The organism is Streptomyces sp. NPDC007088 (assembly GCF_042869355.1).
Lineage (GTDB): Bacteria > Actinomycetota > Actinomycetes > Streptomycetales > Streptomycetaceae > Streptomyces.
The window spans coordinates 109,173-129,500 of record NZ_JBIAFO010000005.1; the positions used below are offsets into that span (position 1 = coordinate 109,173).

Consider the following 20,328-nt stretch of genomic DNA (forward strand, 5'->3'; position numbering starts at 1 on the left):
CCCGCCCCGCCCGCACGCGCGACGGCCGTCCGCCATGCCCCACCCGGGGGAGGCGGACGGCCGTCGCCGTCGGACCGGAAGCCGGCCGGCTCACTGCGCCCCGGGCCGCACCAGACCGCTCTCGTACGCGTACACCGCCGCCTGCACCCGGTCCCGCAGCCCCAGCTTCGTCAGCACATGACCGACGTGCGTCTTCACCGTCGTCTCGCTCACGAACAGGTCCGCCGCGATCTCCGCGTTCGACAGGCCCCGCGCCACCAGCTTCAGCACGTCCATCTCGCGGTCCGTCAGCGTGTGCAGCGTGTCCGGCGCCGCCTCCTCGCCCGAGGGCAGATGCTCCGCGTACTTGTCCAGCAGCCGCCGGGTGATGCTCGGCGCCAGCATCGCCTCACCCGCGGCCACCACCCGGATCGCCTGCACCAGCTCGTGCGCCGGGGCGTCCTTCAGCAGGAAGCCGCTCGCCCCCGCCCGCAGCGCCTCCACCACGTACTCGTCGAGATCGAAGGTCGTCAGCACCAGCACCTTCGCCGGACCGTCGCGGCCCTCCCCGGTGATCTGCCGGGTCGCCTCCACCCCGTCCATCCGGGGCATCCGGATGTCCATCAGCACCACGTCCGGCTGTAGCGCCCGCACCTGATCCAGCGCCTGCACCCCGTCACCGGCCTCACCCACGACCGCGACGTCCTGCTCCGCCTCCAGGATCATGCGGAAGCCGGTGCGCAGCAGGGGCTGGTCGTCGACCAGTAGGACACGAATCGCCACGTGAGTCTCCTTCGCTCGTCCCGGGCCATTCTGCCCTGCGGCCCCCGGCCCGCCCCGGCCGCCCGCCGCCTCCCGCCGCTTCAGGAAGCGGGCACCCGCACCGGCAGCGGATAGGGCGGGGGAGTGCCTCCGAACTCCGGGCAGACCGAGCGGTGATCACACCAGCCGCACAACTTCGTCGGCCGCGGCCGCCAGTCGCCCGAGGCCGTCGCCTCCTCGATCGCCGCCCACAGGGCGTGCAGCTTCCGCTCCACCCGCTCCAGGTCCTCGACCACCGGATCGTAGGTCCGCACCTCACCACTGCCCAGGTACACCAGCTGGAGCCGGCGCGGCACGACCCCCTTCAGACGCCACACCACCAGCGCGTAGAACTTCATCTGGAACAGGGCGCCCTCCGCGAACTGCGGACGCGGCGCCTTCCCCGTCTTGTAGTCGACGATCCGCACCTCACCCGTCGGCGCCACGTCCACCCGGTCGATGATCCCGCGAAGGCGCAGCCCCGACTCCAGCTCCGCCTCCACGAACAGCTCCCGCTCGGCCGGCTCCAGACGCGTCGGGTCCTCCAGCGAGAACCACCGCTCCACCAGCCGCTCCGCCTCGCCCAGCCACTGCTCCAGCCGCTCCGCTCCGGAAGCCGCGGACGACTCCCGGGAACCCGCCGGCGCCGGCGCCTCCGCCCGCGGCCCGTCCTCCGCGGCCGCGTCCGTGAACAGCTCCGCCAGCTCCGGACGCGCCTGCTGCAGCCGCTCCCACTGGCCCGGCACCAGCGCCCGCGCCCGCGGCGCCGTCCGCTCCGCCGCCGGGACGTCGAAGAGTCGCTCCAGCACCGCGTGCACCAGCGTCCCCCGCGTCGCCGCCGCACTCGGCCGCTCCGGCAACCGGTCGATCACCCGGAACCGGTACAGCAGAGGACACTGCATGAAGTCACTCGCCCGCGAGGGCGACAACGACGCGGGCGGAGCCGTCGGCCGCGCCCCCGGCACCGGGGAACCCTGTGGCCCCACCGCACCCGAAGACCCCCCGGCCACCGCCGCCCCCGTACCGCCCACCGACTCCACCGCACTGCTGTCCATGACCCCAGACCCTACGACCCGCCACCGACAACAGGGCGCATACCATCGACGCAGACCCCCTCGCCCTGCATGATCGTGGTCAGCGCCCCGGCCACCACGGCCCATCCAGCGCGAGGAAACGCTCCAACGAGGGGATCGACGCACCGTGGACGAACGCGGCGACAGCGGGCAGCCGCACTCCGGCGAAGGCCCCCGCGACGGAGCCCCGCGTGCCGCAGACGCGAGGCCCCCCGCCCCGCCCGGCGCCCGCCCACCGCGCAAACCCAGAGAACCCGGAAGCGGCATCCTCGTCGGCCGCCCCTTCGGCGTCCCCGTCTACGTCGCCCCCAGCTGGTTCCTCGTCGCCGCCCTCATCACCTGGGTCTTCGGCGGACAGCTCGACCGCGTCCTGCCCGAACTCGGCGCCGTGCGCTACCTCGTCTCCCTCTTCTTCGCCCTCGCCTTCTACGCCTCCGTCCTCGTCCACGAACTCGCCCACACCGTCGCCGCCCTCCGCTTCGGCCTCCCCGTACGCCGCATCCAGCTCCAGTTCTTCGGCGGCGTCTCCGAGATCGAGAAGGAGAGCGAGACCCCCGGCCGCGAATTCGTCCTCGCCTTCGTCGGCCCGCTCCTCTCCCTCGTGCTCGCCGCCGTCTTCTACGGCACCCTCTACCTCGTCGAACCCGGCACCGTCCCCGGCGTGCTCCTCGCCGGCCTCATGATCTCCAACCTGCTCGTCGCCGTCTTCAACCTCCTGCCCGGCCTCCCCCTCGACGGCGGCCGTATGCTCCGCGCCGTCGTCTGGAAGATCACCGGCACCCCCATGAGCGGCACCGTCGCCGCCGCCTGGGTCGGCCGCGCCCTCGCCGTCGCCGTCCTCGTCGGCCTGCCCCTGCTCACCCAGACCGACGTCCTCGGCGAGCCCCCCGAGAACACCGGCGGCATGGACACCGTCTTCGACGCCCTGCTCGCGGCCATCCTCGCCGCCATCATCTGGACCGGCGCCGGCAACAGCCTCCGCATGGCCCGGCTGCGCGAACACCTCCCCGAACTGCGGGCCCGCACCCTCACCCGCCGCGCCGTCCCCGTCGAGGGCGCCACCCCCCTCTCCGAGGCCCTGCGCCGCGCCAACGAGGCGGGGGCCCGCGCCCTCGTCGTCGTCGACACCCACGGCACCCCCCAGGGCATCGTCCGCGAGAGCGGCATCGTCACCGTCCCCGAGCACCGCCGCCCCTGGGTCGCCGTCAGCACCCTCACCCAGGACCTCACCGACGGCATGCGGGTCCCCGCCGACCTCGCCGGCGAGCCCCTCCTCGACACCCTCCGCGCCACCCCCGCCAGCGAGTACCTCGTGGTCGAGGAGACCGGGGAGATCTACGGCGTGCTCTCCGCCGCCGACGTCGAGCACGCCTTCGTCAAAGCCATGGCCCGCCCCAGCTGACCGAGCCACCCGCCCCCGCGCCCCCGGCCCACCGCTGGTCCGAGGCCCCCCGGACGCCAGGTAGGCTTGCCGCCATGTCCGAACCGACCGGTGCCGCCCGCCGACGCGGGCCCTTCAAGGTCGGGGACCAGGTCCAGCTCACCGATCCCAAAGGCCGCCACTACACCTTCACGCTCGAAGCAGGGAAGAACTTCCACACCCACAAGGGTTCCTTCCCGCACGACGAGCTGATCGGCGCCCCCGAGGGAAGTGTTGTCCGTACCACGGGAAACGTCGCCTACCTGGCGCTGCGCCCCCTGCTCCCCGACTACGTCCTGTCCATGCCCCGCGGCGCCGCCGTGGTCTACCCGAAGGACGCGGGGCAGATCCTGTCCTTCGCCGACATCTTCGCCGGCGCCCGCGTCGTCGAGGCGGGGGTCGGCTCCGGCTCGCTCAGCGCCTTCCTGCTGCGCGCCATCGGCGACCAGGGCATGCTGCACAGCTACGAGCGCCGCGAGGACTTCGCCGAGATCGCCCGCGGCAACGTGGAGCGCTACTTCGGCGGCCCCCACCCCGCCTGGCAGCTCACCGTCGGCGACCTCCAGGACAACATCAGCGACACCGACGTCGACCGCGTCGTCCTCGACATGCTCGCCCCCTGGGAATGCCTCGACGGCGTCTCCAAGGCGCTCGTCCCCGGCGGCATCCTGTGCTGCTACGTGGCCACCACCACGCAGCTCAGCCGCACCGTCGAGGCGATCCGCGAGATCGGCTGCTTCGCCGAACCCCAGCCCTGGGAATCCATGATCCGCAACTGGCACGTCGAGGGCCTCGCCGTCCGCCCCGACCACCGCATGATCGGCCACACCGGATTCCTGGTCACCGCCCGCCGCCTCGCCGACGGAGTCGAACCCCCCATGCGCCGCCGCCGCCCCGCCAAGGGCGCCTACGGCGAGGACTACGACGGCCCCAACGCGGGCGGCGGCACCCCCGCCGGCCGCGACTGAGCCGCGCCGTCCCCTCCCGCGACACCGCACCGCGCCCGCACCCCCGGCCCGCCGTCTCCACGGCCGCGGGGGAGCGGGCGCGGTCGCGTCCGCCCCGTCGCCGCGTCCGCGAGGACCCCGCTGTTCCCGGCGCCTGTGACATGTGACACCATGCCACCCACTCCACCGGCACAGCCCTTACGGGAGAAACGCCCTCGTGCAGCACTCCTCCGTCCCGGAACTCGCCCACACCCGCACCAGCCTCGTGCACTGGGTGGCCACCGCCGCGGCCCTCGCCGCCGTCGTCGCCCTCTCCTCGTTCCTCCAGCCCGACGCCGCGAGCGCCACCGCGAGCCACCCCCGCCCGGCCCCCTCGCACGCACCCGCCGCCCGCCCGGTCCCCGCCCCCGACCCGGATCGCGCCCACTACCCGCTCGACTGCCCGGCGCCCCCCGGGGAGCGGTCCGCGAAGCCCCGCGTCAGCGACCGCGCCGAAGGAGACCTCGACGGGGACGGCACCCCCGAGACCGTCGCCGTCGTCCAGTGCCCGGCCGGCTCGGGCAGCCCCCCGGACGGCGTCTACGTCGTCACCCGCACCTCCGCCCACAACGCCGCGCCCCGGGTCGTGGCGACCCTCCTGGACCCCGAGGAACAGCGCACCGTCGAGAACCTGCGCGTCGACGGCCGGACCGTCGCCGCCACCCTCCTCGGCTACTCCACCCTCGACATCCCGCGCTGCTGCCCGGACGTCAAGGACAGGACCCACTGGAACTGGCGGAGCGGGACCTTCCTCCGCTCCGCGGGCGACACCGGCGCCACCCACACCGTCTGACCCCCTGCCGCGCGGGACAGCGGGCCGGAAGCCGGCACGACGGAGGGCCGGGTCCCGCCCCGAGGCGGAATCCGGCCCTCCGTCGTGCTCCCCGCGCGCGAGGCGGCCCTCAGGAAGCCTCCGCCTGGGGACCGAACACCTCCACCCGGTCCGCGACCCGCCGCACATGGATGCACTCGCCCGGACACTCCTTCGCCGAGTCCGCCACGTCCCGCAGCAACGGCAGGGGCACCCGCGTCACCGCCCCGGGCTCCTGCAACAACTCGTCGTCCGCGCTCTTCACGTACGCCAGACCGTCGATGTCCAGCTCGAAGACCTCAGGCGCGTACTGCACGCAGATCCCGTCGCCCGTACACAGATCCTGGTCGATCCAGACCTCCAGCGGATCGTGCTCCCCGGTGCCGGATCCGGCCTCCTGCCGCACGGTCATCTCTCCCTGCCGTTCCTGCGTCGAGCGGCCCGCCCACCTAGTGGTACCTCCGCCGCCGGAAGCAAGTCCGGCCAGCGATGACGGGTGTTGAACACCTCGACGATACAACCGGCCGCTTTCGAATCATGATGGGTGGGTATTCCCCACGGGAGAGGGAGAGCGCAAGGGTGAAGATCGGACACACCCCACGGTCTTTTTGATCTAGGGGTTTCAATCGACACCCGTCCAGGTAGGGTCTGGAAGCGTCCAGCTCCCCTTGGAGGAGGTGAGGACCGTGGCAGCCCACGACGACGACATGAACCGCGGCATCCGACCGGGCCGAGGGTCCGAGGACCCGGCCGCCCAGGTCGCCTATTTCGAGCAGGAGATCGCCGTCCTGCGGCGCAAGCTCGCCGACTCTCCGCGTCATACGAGGATTCTCGAAGATCGGATCGTCGAGCTTCAGACCAACTTGGCCGGTGTGTCCGCACAGAACGAACGACTGGCGAACACCCTTCGCGAGGCCCGCGACCAGATCGTGGCCCTCAAAGAAGAAGTGGACCGCCTCGCACAGCCCCCCGCCGGATTCGGTGTCTTCCTCGCGGCGAACGAGGACGAGACCGTCGACATCTTCACCGGCGGGCGCAAACTCCGCGTCAACGTCAGCCCCGGCATCGACACCGCCGAGCTGAAACGCGGCCAGGAAGTCATGCTCAACGAAGCGCTCAACGTGGTCGAGGCCATGCAGTTCGAGCGCGCCGGGGACATCGTCACCCTCAAGGAGATCCTTGAGGACGGCGAACGCGCCCTGGTCGTCGGGCACACCGACGAAGAGCGAGTGGTCCGCCTCGCGGAACCGCTCCTCGACGTCACCATCCGGGCCGGCGACGCACTGCTCCTGGAACCCCGCTCCGGGTACGTCTACGAAGTCGTCCCCAAGAGCGAGGTCGAGGAACTCGTCCTCGAAGAGGTCCCGGACATCGGCTACGAGCAGATCGGCGGACTGGGCAACCAGATCGAGCTGATCCGCGACGCGGTCGAACTGCCCTACCTCTACCCGGACCTCTTCAAGGAGCACGAGCTGCGCCCGCCCAAGGGCGTCCTGCTCTACGGGCCCCCCGGCTGCGGAAAGACGCTCATCGCCAAGGCCGTGGCCAACTCCCTGGCCAAGAAGGTGGCGGAAGTCACCGGACAGGCCGCCGGCAAGAGCTACTTCCTCAACATCAAGGGCCCCGAACTCCTCAACAAGTACGTCGGTGAGACCGAGCGGCACATCCGCCTGGTCTTCCAGCGAGCCCGGGAGAAGGCGAGCGAGGGCACCCCCGTCATCGTCTTCTTCGACGAGATGGAATCCCTCTTCCGGACACGTGGCTCCGGCGTCAGCTCGGACGTGGAGAACACCATCGTCCCCCAGCTGCTCGCCGAGATCGACGGTGTGGAGGGCCTGGAGAACGTCATCGTCATCGGCGCCTCCAACCGCGAGGACATGATCGACCCGGCCATTCTGCGCCCCGGCCGGCTCGACGTGAAAATCAAGATCGAACGTCCCGACGCCGAAGCGGCCAAGGACATCTTCGCGAAATACCTCACCTCCCGCCTTCCCCTGCACGGCGACGACCTCGTGGAACACGGCAGCGACCGCGCCGCCACGGTTTCCGGAATGATCCAGTCCGTCGTCGAGCAGATGTACGCCGAGTCCGAGGAGAACCGCTTCCTCGAAGTCACGTACGCCAACGGCGACAAGGAAGTCCTCTACTTCAAGGACTTCAACTCCGGCGCCATGATCGAGAACATCGTCGGCCGCGCCAAGAAAATGGCCATCAAGGCATTCCTCGAGCAGAACCAGAAGGGGCTGCGCGTCTCCCACCTCCTCCAGGCCTGCGTGGACGAGTTCAAGGAGAACGAGGACCTGCCCAACACCACCAACCCGGACGACTGGGCCCGCATCTCCGGAAAGAAGGGCGAGCGGATCGTCTACATCCGCACCCTCGTCACCGGAAAGCAGGGCGCGGACACCGGCCGCTCCATCGACACAGTGGCGAACACCGGGCAGTACCTGTAAAGCGCACAGGAGGCTGCGGGGCTCCCACACGGGCCCCCGCAGCCTCCTGCTTTACCGGAAAGAGCCCGAGTGGAGCAAAGACGGTAATGATCTCCCCACCAGCGCAAAGGCGTTCTAGGCTCTGCGGTACCACCGAGCGGCGCGGCGCGGGGAAGCGCACCGCACGCGCACCGGAACACAAGCGGTACTTGAGCGCCCTCCCCGGCCGGGGAAGGCGCCGGGCAAGGAGGGCCGCATGACCGTACGGCGAGTAATGGGCATCGAGACGGAGTACGGGATCTCCGTCCCCGGCCACCCGAACGCCAATGCCATGCTCACCTCGTCCCAGATCGTCAACGCCTACGCCGCGGCGATGCACCGGGCCAGGCGGGCCCGCTGGGACTTCGAGGAGGAGAACCCGCTGCGGGACGCGCGGGGCTTCGACCTCGCCCGCGAGAGCGCCGACTCCAGCCAGCTCACCGACGAGGACATCGGCCTGGCCAACGTCATCCTCACCAACGGCGCCCGTCTCTACGTGGATCACGCGCACCCCGAGTACAGCTCCCCGGAGATCACCAACCCCCGGGACGCCGTGCTGTGGGACAAGGCCGGCGAGCGCATCATGGCGGAGGCCGCCGAACGCGCCGCCGAGGTGCCCGGCTCCCACCCCATCCACCTGTACAAGAACAACACCGACAACAAGGGCGCCTCCTACGGCACCCACGAGAACTACCTGATGAGCCGGGACACGCCGTTCTCGGACATCGTCCGCCACCTCACGCCGTTCTTCGTCTCCCGCCAGGTCGTCACCGGCGCGGGCCGGGTCGGCATCGGGCAGGACGGCCGGGAGCACGGCTTCCAGCTCAGCCAGCGGGCCGACTACTTCGAGGTCGAGGTCGGCCTGGAGACGACTCTCAAGCGGCCCATCATCAACACCCGCGACGAACCGCACTCCGACGCGGAGAAGTACCGGCGCCTGCACGTCATCATCGGGGACGCCAACCTCTCGGAGATCTCCACCTACCTCAAGCTCGGCACCACCTCCCTGGTCCTCGCGATGATCGAGGACGGCTTCATCGCCGTCGACCTCGCCGTGGACCAGCCGGTGCGCACCCTGCACGAGGTCTCGCACGACCCGGGCCTGCAGTACCTCGTCACCCTGCGCAGCGGCCGCACCCTCACCGCGGTGCAGCTCCAGATGGAGTACTTCGAGCTGGCCCGCAAGTACGTGGACGAGCGCTACGGCAGTGACGCCGACGAACAGACCAAGGACGTGCTGCTGCGCTGGGAGGACACCCTCAACCGGCTGGAGCGCGATCCCATGAGTCTCTCGCGCGAACTGGACTGGGTCGCGAAGCGGGAACTCATGGAGGGCTACCGGCGCCGCGACGGGGTGGACTGGGACGCCGCCCGGCTGCACCTCGTCGATCTGCAGTACGCCGACGTACGGCCCGACAAGGGCCTCTACAACCGGCTCGTCGAGCGGGGGCGCATGCAGCGCGTCCTGACCGAGGACGAGGTCTCCCGGGCCGTCCTGGGCCCGCCCGAGGACACCCGCGCGTACTTCCGCGGACGCTGCCTCGAACAGTACGCGGACGATGTGGCCGCCGCCTCCTGGGACTCGGTGATCTTCGACCTGCCGGGCCAGGACTCGCTCCAGCGGGTGCCGACCCTGGAGCCGCTGCGCGGTACCCGGGCCCATGTGAAGGACCTGCTGGACCGGTGCCGGACGGCCGAGGAGCTGGTTCGTGTGCTCTCCGGCGGCTGAAAGGGACCGGGAAGGGGAAACATCGGAGGGTCCCCCTACGTTGACGAACCACGGGGCCGATTCCCGGTCCCGCTTGTAGGGTCTGATCTTGTAAGTCACATCGAGCGGGGCGAACCGAGCGGGGTGAGGTAGATGGCGACCAAGGACACCGACGGCGGACAGCAGAAGGCAACGCGTTCCACCGAGGAGGTCGAGGAGCAGGCGCAGGACGCCCAGGCTTCCGAGGACCTCAAGGAGCGCCAGAAGAAACTGAGCGACGACGTCGACTCGGTCCTGGACGAGATCGACGACGTCCTGGAGGAGAACGCGGAGGACTTCGTCCGGTCATTCGTCCAAAAGGGCGGTGAGTAATCCGGGAATGTCCGCACTGCATCAGGTGAGACGACGCCCGGATGCAGGCGGGCCCTGGACGACGCGGTATCCGCCGCCGACAGGCCACCCCCTGACGGCCCACAGGCGCACTGCCGGGAGTGCTCAGCCGGGCACCGCCGCGGGCGCCGGGCCGCCGGGGGCCGCGCGGTACGGGAGAGGTTTTCCCGTACCGCGCGGGCGTGAGCGCCGCCTCCCGCGCGAGGAGGCGGCGCTCACGTTCCGGGCCGCGGCTTCCCTCCCCGGACAGCCGGGCGGGGAGCCGGCGCGAGTGCCCCGCGGGACGGAGCCGGGAAGGCCGTCCACGCCCCGAACGCGGCCTTCGCCGACCGGGATCAGGGCGAGCGACCGCCTCCCGGCCGGTGCCCGCCGCATCCGTCCCTCTCGTCCCGCGGTCCACGTGGATCACCGCCACAAGACGGGTAGGGTCCGTGACGTACCGTGCTTCAACTGCAATTCGGCCATCGGCACGTTGGGAGACGATCCCGACACCGTTCGTCGGGCAGCCGCTTATCTGGAGGGAAACCCGTGGAAGCCAACACTCGTAGCACCGGGCGTCTACCAGCTGCCTTCCTGACCCCCGGTTCCTCCTCGTTCATGGACTTCCTGTCCGACCACCAGCCCGAGCTGCTGCCGGGCAACCGTCAGCTGCCGGTGGTCCAGGGCGTGGTCGAGGCGCCGCACGGCACCACGATCGTGGCGCTGACCTTCGAGGGGGGTGTCGTCCTCGCCGGTGACCGGCGGGCGACGATGGGGAACGTCATCGCGCAGCGCGACATCGAGAAGGTGTTCCCGGCCGACGAGTACTCGGCGGTCGGTATCGCCGGCACGGCGGGTCTGGCCGTGGAGATGGTGAAGCTCTTCCAGCTCGAACTGGAGCACTTCGAGAAGGTCGAGGGGGCGCAGCTCTCCCTGGAGGGCAAGGCCAACCGACTGTCCACGATGATCCGGGGCAACCTGGGGATGGCCATGCAGGGCCTGGCCGTCGTCCCCCTGTTCGCCGGCTTCGACGTGGACCGCGCGAAGGGGCGCATCTTCTCCTACGACGTCACCGGCGGCCGTTCCGAGGAGCACGGCTACGCGGCCACCGGCTCCGGCTCGGTCTTCGCGCGCGGTGCGCTCAAGAAGCTCTACCGCGGCGGCCTGACGGAGCAGCAGGCGACCACCCTGGTCGTGCAGGCCCTGTACGACGCGGCCGACGACGACTCGGCGACCGGCGGGCCGGACCTGGCGCGCCGCATCTACCCGATCGTCACGGTCATCACGGACGAGGGTTTCCGGCGGCTGGCCGAGACGGAGTCCTCGGAGATCGTCCGGCAGATCCACGAGCGCCGTATGGAGCAGCCCGACGGCCCGCGGGCCGAGATCCTCTGAGCCCCGCCATGCACTTTTCCTCGACAGAAAGGGACGGTTAGCCGGTGTCCACGCCGTTCTACGTCTCACCCCAGCAGGCGATGGCCGACCGGGCGGAGTACGCCCGCAAAGGCATCGCCCGTGGCCGGAGCCTCGTGGTGCTCCAGTTCGCCGACGGCATCGTCTTCGTCGGTGAGAACCCGTCCCGTGCGCTGCACAAGTTCAGCGAGATCTACGACCGGATCGGCTTCGCCGCCGCCGGGAAGTACAACGAGTACGAGAACCTGCGGATCGGCGGGGTCCGTTACGCGGATCTGCGGGGTTACACCTATGACCGTGACGATGTGACGGCGCGTGGACTGGCGAACGTCTACGCGCAGACGCTCGGCACCATCTTCTCCAGCGCGGCGGAGAAGCCGTACGAGGTGGAGCTGGTGGTCGCGGAGGTCGGTGAGACCCCCGAGGGCGATCAGATCTACCGGCTGCCGCACGACGGGTCCATCGTCGACGAGCACGGTTCGGTCGCGGTGGGCGGCAGCTCCGAACAGATCAGTACCTATCTCGATCAGCGGCACCGGGAGGGGATGACGCTGGCCGAGGCGCTCAAGCTCGCGGTGCAGGCCCTCGCGCGGGATGCGAACGGCAGTGAGCGGGAGATCCCGGCGGAGCGGCTCGAAGTCGCGGTGCTGGACCGCACGCGGCCGCAGAAGCGGAAGTTCCGGCGGATCACCGGGACACATCTGGCGCGCCTGCTGGAGGGCGGGGCGTCCTCGGGCGCGGAGGCGGAGGACGCGCCGGACGCCGGCGACGAGGCGGAGGGCTCCGGTTCCCCCAAGGAGTAGCGCGACGTGCTGTGCAGCCCCTGGTCTCCCGTGGTGGAGGCCGGGGGCTTCCTCGTGCCCCGGCGCGGCGGCACGGGCTCAGGCGGCCGGTGGGGCGGTGCTGCCCCGGGCGACGAGGGCGACCGGGAGCGGGGTGGTGTCGGGGACGGCTCCGTCGAGAAGCGAGAGGAGGGCGGCCATGCCGCGGGCGCCGAAGTCCTCGGCGGGCAGGGTCACGGTGGTGAGTTCAGGATCGAGGGCGGTGGCCAGGGTGAGGTCGTCGAAGCCGGTGACCGACAGGTCGTGGGGGACGGCAAGGCCCAGGCGCCGGGCGGCCTTGCAGGCTCCGGCGGCCATGATGTCGTCGTCGCACACGATCGCGGTGGGGCGGTGGCCGGCCGGGCCGCCGAGGGCCTGTTCGGTGGCGGCGCGGGCGGCTTCGACGGACAGGGCGGCGCGGGCGGTGGCGAGCGTGGTCCCGGGCCGGCCGCGCAGGAGGCCGTCGAGGGCAACGGCGCGGCGGCGGAAGGTCCAGGAGTCGACGTCGGCCGCGAGGTGCAGGAAGCGGCGGTGGCCGAGGCCCAGGAGATGGCCGGCGACCTGGCGCATGCCGTCGTCGAGGTCGAGGTTGACGGTGGCGGTCGCGGGGACGGTGTCCGGGTCCGAGTCGAGCATGACGACGGGGAGCGCGTCGCCGTGGATGGCGCCGAGGACGTCGGCGGCCATGGAGGAGGCGATGACGCCGTCGAGGGCGGCGCGGGCGGAGGGGAAGGGGTCGCGGGCGGGGCCGGTGCCCTCGGGGGAGGGGTAGAGGACGAGTCCGAAGCCGTGCCGGGCGGCGAGGCGGGCGGCACCGGTGTAGACGCCGGCGAAGAACTCGTTGGTGAGGGCGGGGACGACCAGGAGCGCGGTGCGGGTGCGGCCCAGACGCAGGTCGCGGGCGGCGAGGTTGGGGCGGTAGCCGAGATCGGCGGCGGCGCGGCGGATGCGGCCGGCGGTGGCCTCGGCGACTCTGCCGCGCCACTTGTCGCCGAGGACGAGGGAGACGGCGGCCTGCGAGACCCCCGCGGCACGGGCCACGTCCTTGCTGGTGGGGCGGGGGGCGGGGGTGGAGCCGGTCGGCACGGGGTTCCCTTCGCGGGCGGGGTGCGGGGGCGGTGCGCCCGGGTCGGCGGGGTGGACCGGCCGACGTGGCTCATGGTACGTATGACCCGCGAAGTTATACGTAACACGTGGGCGGGCTGAGAGGGCGGGCGGTCATGGCGAGTGGGTACGCGGGGGTGCTGCGTTCGCCGTACGCCGCCCGGCTCCTGGTGGGGACGCTGGTCGGGCGGCTGCCGAACGGGACGGCGCACCTCGCGATCGTGCTGTTCGTGCGGGAACAGGGCGGCGGCTACGCCCTGGCCGGTGCGCTGGCGGCGGTGTACGGGCTGGCGACCGCGGTGGGGCAGCCGCTGCTGGGGCGGGCGGTGGACCTGCGCGGGCAGCCGGCCGTGCAGCTTCCGGCCTCGGTGCTCGCGGCGCTGGGCATGGCGGGCTTCGTGGGGGCCGGGACTGGTACCCCGTGGGCGGCGTACCCGCTCGTGGCCCTCGCGGGGGTGTGCACTCCGCCGCTGGAGGGCGGGCTGCGGGCGCTGTGGCCGAGCGTGCTGAAGCGGCCGGAGCGGGTGCAGGTCGCGTACGCGATGGACGCGGTGGCGCAGGAGGTCATGTTCACCGTGGGGCCGCTGCTCGTGACGCTGCTGGTCTCCCTGTGGTCGGCGGGGGCGGCGCTGCTGGTGGTGAACGCCGTCGGGGTGCTGGGGGCCCTGTCGGTCGTGGTGTCCGCGCCCTCCCGGGCCTGGCGCGGGGCTTCGCGGGAGGCCCACTGGCTGGGCGCGCTGCGCTCGCGCGGCCTGCTCGTCCTGCTCGGGTCTTTCCTGTTCGTCGGGGTCGCGCTGGGCTCGATCACGGTGGCGGCGCTGGCGTACGCGGACGACCAGGGCCGCCAGGCGGTGTACGGCTGGCTGATGGCGGCGCTGGGGCTGGGGGCGCTGGTGGGCGGCTCCGTGTACGGGGCGCGGCAGTGGCCGGGGGCCGCGGAGCGGCGGTTGCGGGTCCTGGTGGGGCTGCTGGCGCTGGGCTATCTGCCGCTGGTGTCCGTGCCCGGCCCGGTGGCGATGACGGGGCTCGCCGCGCTGGCCGGGGTGTTCCTGGCCCCCTCGCTCGCGTGCGTGTTCGTCGTGGTGGACCGTCAGGCGCCCTCGGGGACGGTGACGGAGGCGTTCTCCTGGCTGGTGACGGCGTTCGGGGTGGGCACGGCGCTGGGCACGGGGGTGGCGGGCCCGGCTCTGGAGTGGGGCGGTACGCGGGCGGGCTTCGCGGTGGCGGGGTGCGGGGGGATCGGGGCCCTGCTGGTGCTGTGCGCCGCGGGCCGGGTGCTCGGGACGGGGAGCGCGGCGGCGGGTGCGCCGGGGGCGCCGGGGCGCGCCCGGGAGGCGGGGGAGGACGGGTTCTGAGGGGCCCGTCGTGGTGCCCGGCCGGGTGCGGAAAGAGGGTTGGGCCGGTGGCGTGCGGGGAAGACGTGGCTGGTCCGGCGGGGGTGGCCGGGGAAAATGATCGAAACGGTCCGGGCCAAGCCGGTTTCAGCGAGGGGGTTCGGGCGTAATGTTCAGTCATGGACCGCCGCATTTTCGGGCTGGAGAACGAGTACGGCGTCACGTGCACGTTTCGGGGACAGCGCCGTCTGTCGCCGGACGAGGTGGCGCGTTACCTCTTCCGCCGTGTTGTGTCATGGGGCCGCAGTAGCAACGTCTTTCTGCGGAACGGCGCCCGCCTCTACCTCGACGTGGGTTCGCATCCGGAATACGCGACTCCCGAATGCGACAACATCACCGAACTGGTGACGCACGACAAGGCGGGCGAGCGCATCCTGGAAGGGCTGCTCGTCGACGCGGAACGCCGTCTGCACGAGGAGGGAATCGCAGGCGACGTCTATCTGTTCAAGAACAACACCGACTCCGCGGGCAACTCGTACGGCTGCCACGAGAACTATCTCGTGGCGCGGCACGGGGAGTTCTCGCGGCTGGCCGACATCCTCATCCCGTTCCTGGTCACACGGCAGTTGCTGTGCGGCGCGGGCAAGGTGCTGCAGACCCCGCGCGGTGCGGTGTTCTGTGTGAGCCAGCGGGCCGAGCACATCTGGGAGGGCGTCAGCTCCGCGACGACGCGTTCCCGTCCGATCATCAACACCCGGGACGAGCCGCACGCGGACGCCGAGCGGTACCGGCGGCTGCACGTGATCGTGGGCGACTCCAACATGTCGGAGACGACCATGCTGCTCAAGGTCGGGGCCACCGACCTCGTGCTGCGCATGATCGAGGCGGGCACGGTGATGCGGGACCTGACGCTGGAGAACCCGATCCGGGCCATCCGCGAGGTCAGTCACGACATAACGGGCCGGCGCAAGGTGCGGCTGGCCAGTGGCCGGGAGGCCTCGGCGCTGGAGGTGCAGCGCGAGTACTACGAGAAGGCCGTGGACTTCTGCGAGCGCCGCGGCATCCGTACCGGCACGGTCGAGCAGGTACTCGAGCTGTGGGGCCGGGCGCTGGACGCGATCGAGTCGGAGGATCTCGACCGGATCGGCACCGAGATCGACTGGGTCATGAAGTACAAGCTGATCGAGCGGTACCGGGCGAAGCACAACATGACCATGTCGAATCCGCGGGTGGCGCAGATAGACCTCGCGTATCACGACATCCACCGTCGGCGCGGGCTCTACTACCTGCTGGAGAAGAAGGGGCAGGCCACCCGGATCTGCAATGACCTGCGGATCTTCGAGGGAAAGTCGGTGCCGCCGCAGACGACGCGGGCCCGCTTGCGGGGCGATTTCATCCGGCGGGCGCAGGAGCAGCGCAGGGATTTCACGGTCGACTGGGTGCACCTCAAGCTCAATGACCAGGCGCAGCGCACCGTGCTGTGCAAGGACCCCTTCCGGTCGGTGGACGACCGGGTGGAGAAGCTGATCGCCGGAATGTGACCGGGCGTCGCCCGCTCCTCCGGAGAGGGCGACCGGAAATGGCCCCGCGTGTCGCACGCGGGGCCATTTCCGCGCGTTCTCCTCAACCGGGCTAACCGGAGTCAACCGGGCTAACCGGAGCGCGGACACGGGCGGACCGGGGCGGGATGGAGCGGAACGGGCGCGGTCCCGGGCCCAGGAACCGGAACGAAGCGGAAAGTGCGGTACGCGGTTCGCGGTCTGCGGTGGCGAAGGGCCTAGAGTGACGGGACCGGTATCCATAACACTCTGGGGATCTTGTGCAACGCCGACTCGCAGCCCTGCTCATCGTGCCCGCCCTGGCGCTTGCCGCGACCGCCTGCGGGGGTGACGACGACTCCAAGGACAAGGCGGACAAGGCCAGCAGCTCGCCCTCGGCGGAGGCCGCTCCCAAGACGCCGCAGCCGGTGACCTCGGCCTCTCCGATGCCGACGGTGTCGGGCGCGGACGGGAAGGCGGCGAAGATCACGCTGCCCAAGGGCAGCCCCAGCGACAAGTTCGTGGTGCACACCGAGTCCGAGGGCACCGGCAAGACGGTGCGCGAGGGCGACATGGTGTCCTTCGACTTCACCGGCAAGATCTGGAAGGGCGCCAAGGACTTCGGCTCGACCTACCAGCAGGGCGGCCAGCCGCAGGTCATCGCGGCGGGCTCGAAGTCGATCATCCCGGCCTTCTCGAAGGCGCTGGCCGGTCACAAGGAGGGCAGCCGGGTCCTGGTGGTGGCCCCGCCGGCCGCCGCCTTCGGCGCCCAGGGCAACCAGCAGGCGGGGGTCGCCCCCGACGACACCCTGGTGTTCGCGATCGACATCAACAAGATCGTGCCCACCACGAAGGTCGAGGGCAGCCAGGCGTCGATCCCGAAGGACCTGCCGCAAGTCAAGGTCGACGAGAAGACGACCCGCGCCGACATCTCGGTGCCGAAGAACGACCCGCCGAAGAAGCTCACCGAGAAGGTGCTGATCAACGGCAAGGGCCCGGAGATCAAGACCGGCCAGAACGTGATCATGAACTACAGCGGCGCCGCCTGGAAGATCAACGAGGGCAAGGCCAAGGCCACCCTGTTCGACACCGCGGCCAACCGGGGCGAGCCCTTCGTCACCCCGATCGGCAAGGGCGCCGTGATCCCGGGCTGGGACAAGGGCCTGGTCGGCAAGCACGTCGGCGACCGCGTCATGCTCGTCATCCCGCCGGAGCAGGCGTACAAGGACCAGGCGCAGGGCGAGGCGCTCCCCGCCAACTCCACCCTGGTCTTCGTCGTGGACATTCTCGGCGCGGTGTAAGACTAGGACCTTGTCTTCACGGGCGGGGCGCTCCGAGGAGCGCCCCGCCTACCGCCAACACTGGAGCAACTACGTGAGCATCGAGAAGCCCGAGATCGACTTCCCCGGCGGCGAGCCCCCGGCGGACCTGGAGATCAAGGACATCTGGGAGGGCGACGGACCCGTGGCCAAGGCCGGGGACACCGTGCGCGTCCACTACGTGGGCGTCGCTTTCTCCACCGGTGAGGAGTTCGACGCGAGCTGGAACCGGGGCGCTCCGCTCGCCTTCCAGCTCGGTGTCGGCCAGGTCATCGAGGGCTGGGACAAGGGCGTGCAGGGCATGAAGGTCGGGGGCCGTCGCCAGCTGACCATCCCGGCGCACCTCGCCTACGGCGACCGTGGCGCGGGCGGCCGGATCAAGCCCGGCGAGACCCTCATCTTCGTCTGCGATCTGGTGAGCGTCTGAGCGTCCGGAGCGGCGGCCCTCGTGGCCGCGCGTGACCGGAAGTGATCAGCGGAGGGCCCGTGCCGTACGGCACGGGCCCTCGGCTTTCTTCCGGCAGGCCGGGGGCGGTACGGTCGACGGCCTAGAGAACAACGGGAAAGGGCGTCGATGGCGATTGCCAAGGCCGAGCGGCTGATGAACCTCGCGCTGTGCCTGCTGGGCACGCGCCGTCCGCTCAGCAAGCGGGAGCTGCGGGGGTCGGTCGAGGCGTACCTGGAGGCCAGCTCCGAGGACGCCTTCAACCGCATGTTCGAGCGGGACAAGGACGATCTGCGGGAACTGGGCCTGGTCATCGAGACGGTCGACAACCTGGACGGGGAGACGGGCTACCGGGCGGGCCGGGACAGCAACCGGCTGCCGCCCGTCACCCTCGACGCCGAGGAGGCCGCCGCGCTGGGCCTGGCCGCGAAGGTGTGGCAGCAGGCGCGGCTCGCGGGAGCGGCCAGCGGCGCCCTCCAGAAGCTGCGCGCCGCGGGTCTGCCGGAGACCGTCGACCCGTACGAGACGCACAGCGCCCTGGAGCCCCGCATCCCGGTGCACGAGGCGGCCTTCGAACCGCTCATGCTGGCCTGCCGGGACCGGCGTCCCGTCGTCTTCGACTACCGCAAGTCCACCGCGCCCCGGCCCGAGACGCGGCAGGTCGAGCCCTGGGCCCTGGAGTGCTGGCGCGGCCACTGGTACCTCGCGGGCTTCGACCGGGACCGGGGCGCCGAGCGCGTGTTCCGTCTCTCGCGCATCACCGGCCGGGTCAGGGCCCGCTCGGGCCCCTTCCTCGCCGAGGTCCCCTCGGTGGTGACGGTCCGGGAGACGGTCGCGGCCTGGGCCGGGGAGAGCGCCGACCGCAGCGCGTTCATCCGCCTGCGCTCCGGCGCCGGCTACCCGCTGCGCGCCAAGGCGATCTCGGTACAGGACGGCGGCGACGGCTGGGACGAGCTGGAGGTCCCGTACGGGCACGGACTGGACGCCTGGCTCGTGGAGTTCGGCCCCGACGTGGTCGTGCTGGAACCCGCCGAGCTGCGGGCCGACGTCATCGACCGGCTGCGCGCCGTGGCCAAGGGCTGAGGGAGAGGCAAGCACATGGCCACGAACGCCATCGACCAGACCCGCCGGATGCTGTCCCTCGTGACGTATCTGCGCGAACGTCCCGGCGCGTACGTCACGGACGTCGCGCGGGCCTTCGGGATCACCGAGGACGAGCTGATCTCCGACCTCGACGTCCTGCCGCTGTGCGGGACGAGTTTCCGGGGCGGCGACCTGCTCGACATCGACACCGACGGCGAGCGCATCTGGTGGCACAACCCCGACGACGTGGCGGCCCCGCTGCGGCTGGCCGCCGACGAGGCGACCGCCCTGCTGGTCGCGGCGCGGGCGGTGACCACGCTGCCCGGACTGCGGGAGAGCGACCGTCAGGCGCTGCTGCGGGCGACCGCGAAGCTGGAGACCGCCGCGGGAGACACCGCGGGCGCCAGTTCCCGGCTGTCGGTGACCTTCGAGTCGGAGGGCGGGGTGTTCGCCGAGGTGGACCGGGCGATCTCCGAGCGGCGCCGGCTGTGGCTGCGCTACTACTCCCCGGCACGCGACGAGCTGACCGAGCGCGAGGTCGACCCGATCCGGCTGTTCGCCGTGGGCCACACCTATATGGAGGCGTGGTGCCGGCTCTCCGAGGACCGGCGCACCTTCCGGCTCGACCGGGTCGCCGAGATCAAGATCCTCGACGAGCCCTCCGCCCCGCCCGAGATGGAGCTGCGCGATCTGTCGGAAGGGCTGGTGCAGCCCGCCGCGGACGACCCCGAAGTGGTGGTCGAGGTGGGTCCGGGTGGCCGCTGGGTCGCCGAGTACTACCCGCACGACAGCGCCGTGGAGCTGCCCGGTGGCGGACTGCGCATCACCCTGCGCACCCCCGACCCGGCCTCCCTGCGCCGCCTCGCGCTGCGACTGGGCGCCGAGGGCCGGATCGTCGCCCCGCGGGAGCTGGCGTCGAGCGCGCGGGCGGCCGCCGAGGAGGCGCTCGCCGCCTACGCCGACCGGAACTGACGATGGGGGCCCGGCCGGGCGGACGGACCGCTATCGTCTGGGCAGGCAGCGAGGGGAGAGCCGGACCATGACGCGAGAGGCACCGGCGACCGGCACGCAGAGTGCCGCGAGCGGGGCGACGGTCACGGGAGGGGTGATGTTCCGGGCCGGATGCCCCGACTGCCGCGCCCGCTTCGAACTCGCCGCGAGCGCCATCCGGCTGGCGATCGGCGGCAGCAGGAAGACCACCTTCTACTCCTTCACCTGCCCCGAGTGCGACAGCGCGGTCCGCAAGCCGGCGGGGGAGCGCATTGTGGAACTGCTCACAGACGGCGGCGTACGCACCCTGCGTCTGCACTCCACCGTCTGATCACCGCGGTCCCGGGGCGGACCGGGTCGCTCCGGAGGCACTAGGCTCGGGGCATGCCGTCGCTCTCCACGATGTCCTGGGCCATGACCGCCGTCGTGCTCGGCTTCTGCGGACTGGCCGTCCTCGGTGTGCTGGCCGTCCGGGTCCACCTGGAGGTGCGCCGTCTGGGCGCCCAGGTGGCGAGGAGCTCACAGCGCATCAGCACCGCCGCGCAGGACCTGGAACGGGCCGCCGCGGCGATGGCCCACGCGGGTGCGAACACCCCGGGCGGACCCCGTGTGACGTCTGTCGACTGACGTAGCCTGTCAATTTGCCGGGTCCCCCAGGTACGC

Annotated in this window: 21 protein-coding genes; 17 read left to right on the forward strand and 4 right to left on the reverse strand. The window is 71.4% G+C overall.

The genetic code is table 11. The features are described 5' to 3' along the window. Positions 1 to 90: 90 nt before the first annotated feature. Complete coding sequence (locus ACFYMP_RS10095; protein ID WP_388853562.1) at positions 91 to 762, reverse strand: response regulator; 672 nt, start codon at positions 760 to 762, stop codon at positions 91 to 93. 80 nt (positions 763 to 842) lie between these two features. Further along, complete coding sequence (locus ACFYMP_RS10100) at positions 843 to 1,835, reverse strand: RecB family exonuclease (protein ID WP_388853565.1); 993 nt, start codon at positions 1,833 to 1,835, stop codon at positions 843 to 845. A 145-nt stretch (positions 1,836 to 1,980) separates the two neighbouring features. Between ACFYMP_RS10100 and ACFYMP_RS10105 the strand changes: the two genes are divergently transcribed. The 3 genes from ACFYMP_RS10105 to ACFYMP_RS10115 all read left to right on the forward strand — a co-directional run bounded on the left by ACFYMP_RS10105 (position 1,981) and on the right by ACFYMP_RS10115 (position 5,052). Next, positions 1,981 to 3,255 carry a site-2 protease family protein gene (locus ACFYMP_RS10105; protein WP_388853569.1) on the forward strand — a complete coding sequence of 425 codons (1,275 nt, stop codon included), beginning with the start codon at positions 1,981 to 1,983 and terminating at the stop codon, positions 3,253 to 3,255. Between the two features lie 74 nt (positions 3,256 to 3,329). Continuing rightward, on the forward strand, positions 3,330 to 4,241 hold the full coding sequence (locus ACFYMP_RS10110; RefSeq protein WP_388853571.1) for a tRNA (adenine-N1)-methyltransferase: 912 nt from the start codon (positions 3,330 to 3,332) through the stop codon (positions 4,239 to 4,241). Positions 4,242 to 4,437: 196 nt separating this feature from the next. Then, positions 4,438 to 5,052, forward strand: a complete 615-nt coding sequence (locus ACFYMP_RS10115; RefSeq protein WP_388853574.1) for a hypothetical protein — start codon at positions 4,438 to 4,440, stop codon at positions 5,050 to 5,052. Between the two features lie 109 nt (positions 5,053 to 5,161). Here the strand turns inward: ACFYMP_RS10115 and ACFYMP_RS10120 are convergent, their stop codons facing one another. Continuing rightward, on the reverse strand, positions 5,162 to 5,482 hold the full coding sequence (locus tag ACFYMP_RS10120) for a ferredoxin (RefSeq protein ID WP_388853576.1): 321 nt from the start codon (positions 5,480 to 5,482) through the stop codon (positions 5,162 to 5,164). A gap of 274 nt (positions 5,483 to 5,756) precedes the next feature. On the opposite strand from ACFYMP_RS10120, the gene arc reads away from it, so the two are divergent. The 6 genes from arc (at position 5,757) to prcA (ending at position 11,834) form a co-directional block, all read left to right on the forward strand. Further along, complete coding sequence (arc, locus tag ACFYMP_RS10125) at positions 5,757 to 7,523, forward strand: proteasome ATPase (protein WP_388853578.1); 1,767 nt, start codon at positions 5,757 to 5,759, stop codon at positions 7,521 to 7,523. A 235-nt stretch (positions 7,524 to 7,758) separates the two neighbouring features. Beyond that, on the forward strand, positions 7,759 to 9,270 hold the full coding sequence (gene dop, locus ACFYMP_RS10130; RefSeq protein ID WP_388853581.1) for a depupylase/deamidase Dop: 1,512 nt from the start codon (positions 7,759 to 7,761) through the stop codon (positions 9,268 to 9,270). A gap of 132 nt (positions 9,271 to 9,402) precedes the next feature. Continuing rightward, complete coding sequence (locus tag ACFYMP_RS10135) at positions 9,403 to 9,621, forward strand: ubiquitin-like protein Pup (RefSeq protein ID WP_388853584.1); 219 nt, start codon at positions 9,403 to 9,405, stop codon at positions 9,619 to 9,621. A 7-nt stretch (positions 9,622 to 9,628) separates the two neighbouring features. Further along, on the forward strand, positions 9,629 to 10,216 hold the full coding sequence (locus ACFYMP_RS10140) for an endonuclease domain-containing protein (RefSeq protein ID WP_388853587.1): 588 nt from the start codon (positions 9,629 to 9,631) through the stop codon (positions 10,214 to 10,216). After that, positions 10,168 to 11,013 carry a proteasome subunit beta gene (gene prcB, locus ACFYMP_RS10145; protein WP_388853590.1) on the forward strand — a complete coding sequence of 282 codons (846 nt, stop codon included), beginning with the start codon at positions 10,168 to 10,170 and terminating at the stop codon, positions 11,011 to 11,013. The genes ACFYMP_RS10140 and prcB overlap by 49 nt, the downstream gene beginning before the upstream one ends. Before the next feature lie 44 nt (positions 11,014 to 11,057). After that, a complete protein-coding gene (gene prcA, locus ACFYMP_RS10150; protein ID WP_388853593.1) occupies positions 11,058 to 11,834 on the forward strand; it encodes a proteasome subunit alpha in 777 nt (258 codons plus the stop codon). Between the two features lie 78 nt (positions 11,835 to 11,912). Here the strand turns inward: prcA and ACFYMP_RS10155 are convergent, their stop codons facing one another. Further along, the gene (locus tag ACFYMP_RS10155) at positions 11,913 to 12,938 is read right to left on the reverse strand and encodes a LacI family DNA-binding transcriptional regulator (RefSeq protein WP_388853596.1); all 1,026 of its coding nucleotides are present in this window, start codon (positions 12,936 to 12,938) and stop codon (positions 11,913 to 11,915) included. A 134-nt stretch (positions 12,939 to 13,072) separates the two neighbouring features. On the opposite strand from ACFYMP_RS10155, the gene ACFYMP_RS10160 reads away from it, so the two are divergent. The 8 genes from ACFYMP_RS10160 to ACFYMP_RS10195 all read left to right on the forward strand — a co-directional run bounded on the left by ACFYMP_RS10160 (position 13,073) and on the right by ACFYMP_RS10195 (position 20,292). Next, positions 13,073 to 14,311 (forward strand): MFS transporter, encoded by a 1,239-nt coding sequence (locus tag ACFYMP_RS10160; protein WP_388854255.1) that lies wholly within the window; start codon positions 13,073 to 13,075, stop codon positions 14,309 to 14,311. 158 nt (positions 14,312 to 14,469) lie between these two features. Then, entirely contained in the window at positions 14,470 to 15,831 is a 1,362-nt protein-coding gene (pafA, locus tag ACFYMP_RS10165) for a Pup--protein ligase (protein WP_388853599.1), read from the forward strand. Between the two features lie 278 nt (positions 15,832 to 16,109). After that, positions 16,110 to 17,129, forward strand: coding sequence for an FKBP-type peptidyl-prolyl cis-trans isomerase (locus ACFYMP_RS10170; protein ID WP_388853602.1), 1,020 nt, complete (start codon positions 16,110 to 16,112; stop codon positions 17,127 to 17,129). 73 nt (positions 17,130 to 17,202) lie between these two features. Beyond that, positions 17,203 to 17,574, forward strand: coding sequence for an FKBP-type peptidyl-prolyl cis-trans isomerase (locus tag ACFYMP_RS10175; RefSeq protein ID WP_388854258.1), 372 nt, complete (start codon positions 17,203 to 17,205; stop codon positions 17,572 to 17,574). A 147-nt stretch (positions 17,575 to 17,721) separates the two neighbouring features. Then, positions 17,722 to 18,675: a helix-turn-helix transcriptional regulator gene (locus ACFYMP_RS10180; RefSeq protein ID WP_388853605.1), complete on the forward strand. Its 954-nt coding sequence runs from the start codon at positions 17,722 to 17,724 to the stop codon at positions 18,673 to 18,675. Between the two features lie 15 nt (positions 18,676 to 18,690). After that, positions 18,691 to 19,647 carry a helix-turn-helix transcriptional regulator gene (locus ACFYMP_RS10185; RefSeq protein ID WP_388853608.1) on the forward strand — a complete coding sequence of 319 codons (957 nt, stop codon included), beginning with the start codon at positions 18,691 to 18,693 and terminating at the stop codon, positions 19,645 to 19,647. Positions 19,648 to 19,783: 136 nt separating this feature from the next. Further along, the gene (locus ACFYMP_RS10190; protein ID WP_388854261.1) at positions 19,784 to 19,996 is read left to right on the forward strand and encodes a hypothetical protein; all 213 of its coding nucleotides are present in this window, start codon (positions 19,784 to 19,786) and stop codon (positions 19,994 to 19,996) included. 71 nt (positions 19,997 to 20,067) lie between these two features. Continuing rightward, complete coding sequence (locus ACFYMP_RS10195) at positions 20,068 to 20,292, forward strand: hypothetical protein (protein WP_388854264.1); 225 nt, start codon at positions 20,068 to 20,070, stop codon at positions 20,290 to 20,292. The last annotated feature ends 36 nt before the right edge of the window (positions 20,293 to 20,328 follow it).

Bases quoted from the DNA above. Each gene is read 5' to 3' on its own strand.
- ACFYMP_RS10100 (WP_388853565.1), bottom strand. From the start codon at position 1,835: ATGGACAGCAGTGCGGTGGAGTCGGTGGGCGGTACGGGGGCGGCGGTG.
- ACFYMP_RS10110 (WP_388853571.1), top strand. From the start codon at position 3,330: ATGTCCGAACCGACCGGTGCCGCCCGCCGACGCGGGCCCTTCAAGGTC.
- ACFYMP_RS10120 (WP_388853576.1), bottom strand. From the start codon at position 5,482: ATGACCGTGCGGCAGGAGGCCGGATCCGGCACCGGGGAGCACGATCCG.
- dop (WP_388853581.1), top strand. From the start codon at position 7,759: ATGACCGTACGGCGAGTAATGGGCATCGAGACGGAGTACGGGATCTCC.
- ACFYMP_RS10135 (WP_388853584.1), top strand. From the start codon at position 9,403: ATGGCGACCAAGGACACCGACGGCGGACAGCAGAAGGCAACGCGTTCC.
- ACFYMP_RS10140 (WP_388853587.1), top strand. From the start codon at position 9,629: ATGTCCGCACTGCATCAGGTGAGACGACGCCCGGATGCAGGCGGGCCC.
- ACFYMP_RS10160 (WP_388854255.1), top strand. From the start codon at position 13,073: ATGGCGAGTGGGTACGCGGGGGTGCTGCGTTCGCCGTACGCCGCCCGG.
- pafA (WP_388853599.1), top strand. From the start codon at position 14,470: ATGGACCGCCGCATTTTCGGGCTGGAGAACGAGTACGGCGTCACGTGC.
- ACFYMP_RS10180 (WP_388853605.1), top strand. From the start codon at position 17,722: ATGGCGATTGCCAAGGCCGAGCGGCTGATGAACCTCGCGCTGTGCCTG.
- ACFYMP_RS10185 (WP_388853608.1), top strand. From the start codon at position 18,691: ATGGCCACGAACGCCATCGACCAGACCCGCCGGATGCTGTCCCTCGTG.
- ACFYMP_RS10190 (WP_388854261.1), top strand. From the start codon at position 19,784: ATGTTCCGGGCCGGATGCCCCGACTGCCGCGCCCGCTTCGAACTCGCC.
- ACFYMP_RS10195 (WP_388854264.1), top strand. From the start codon at position 20,068: ATGTCCTGGGCCATGACCGCCGTCGTGCTCGGCTTCTGCGGACTGGCC.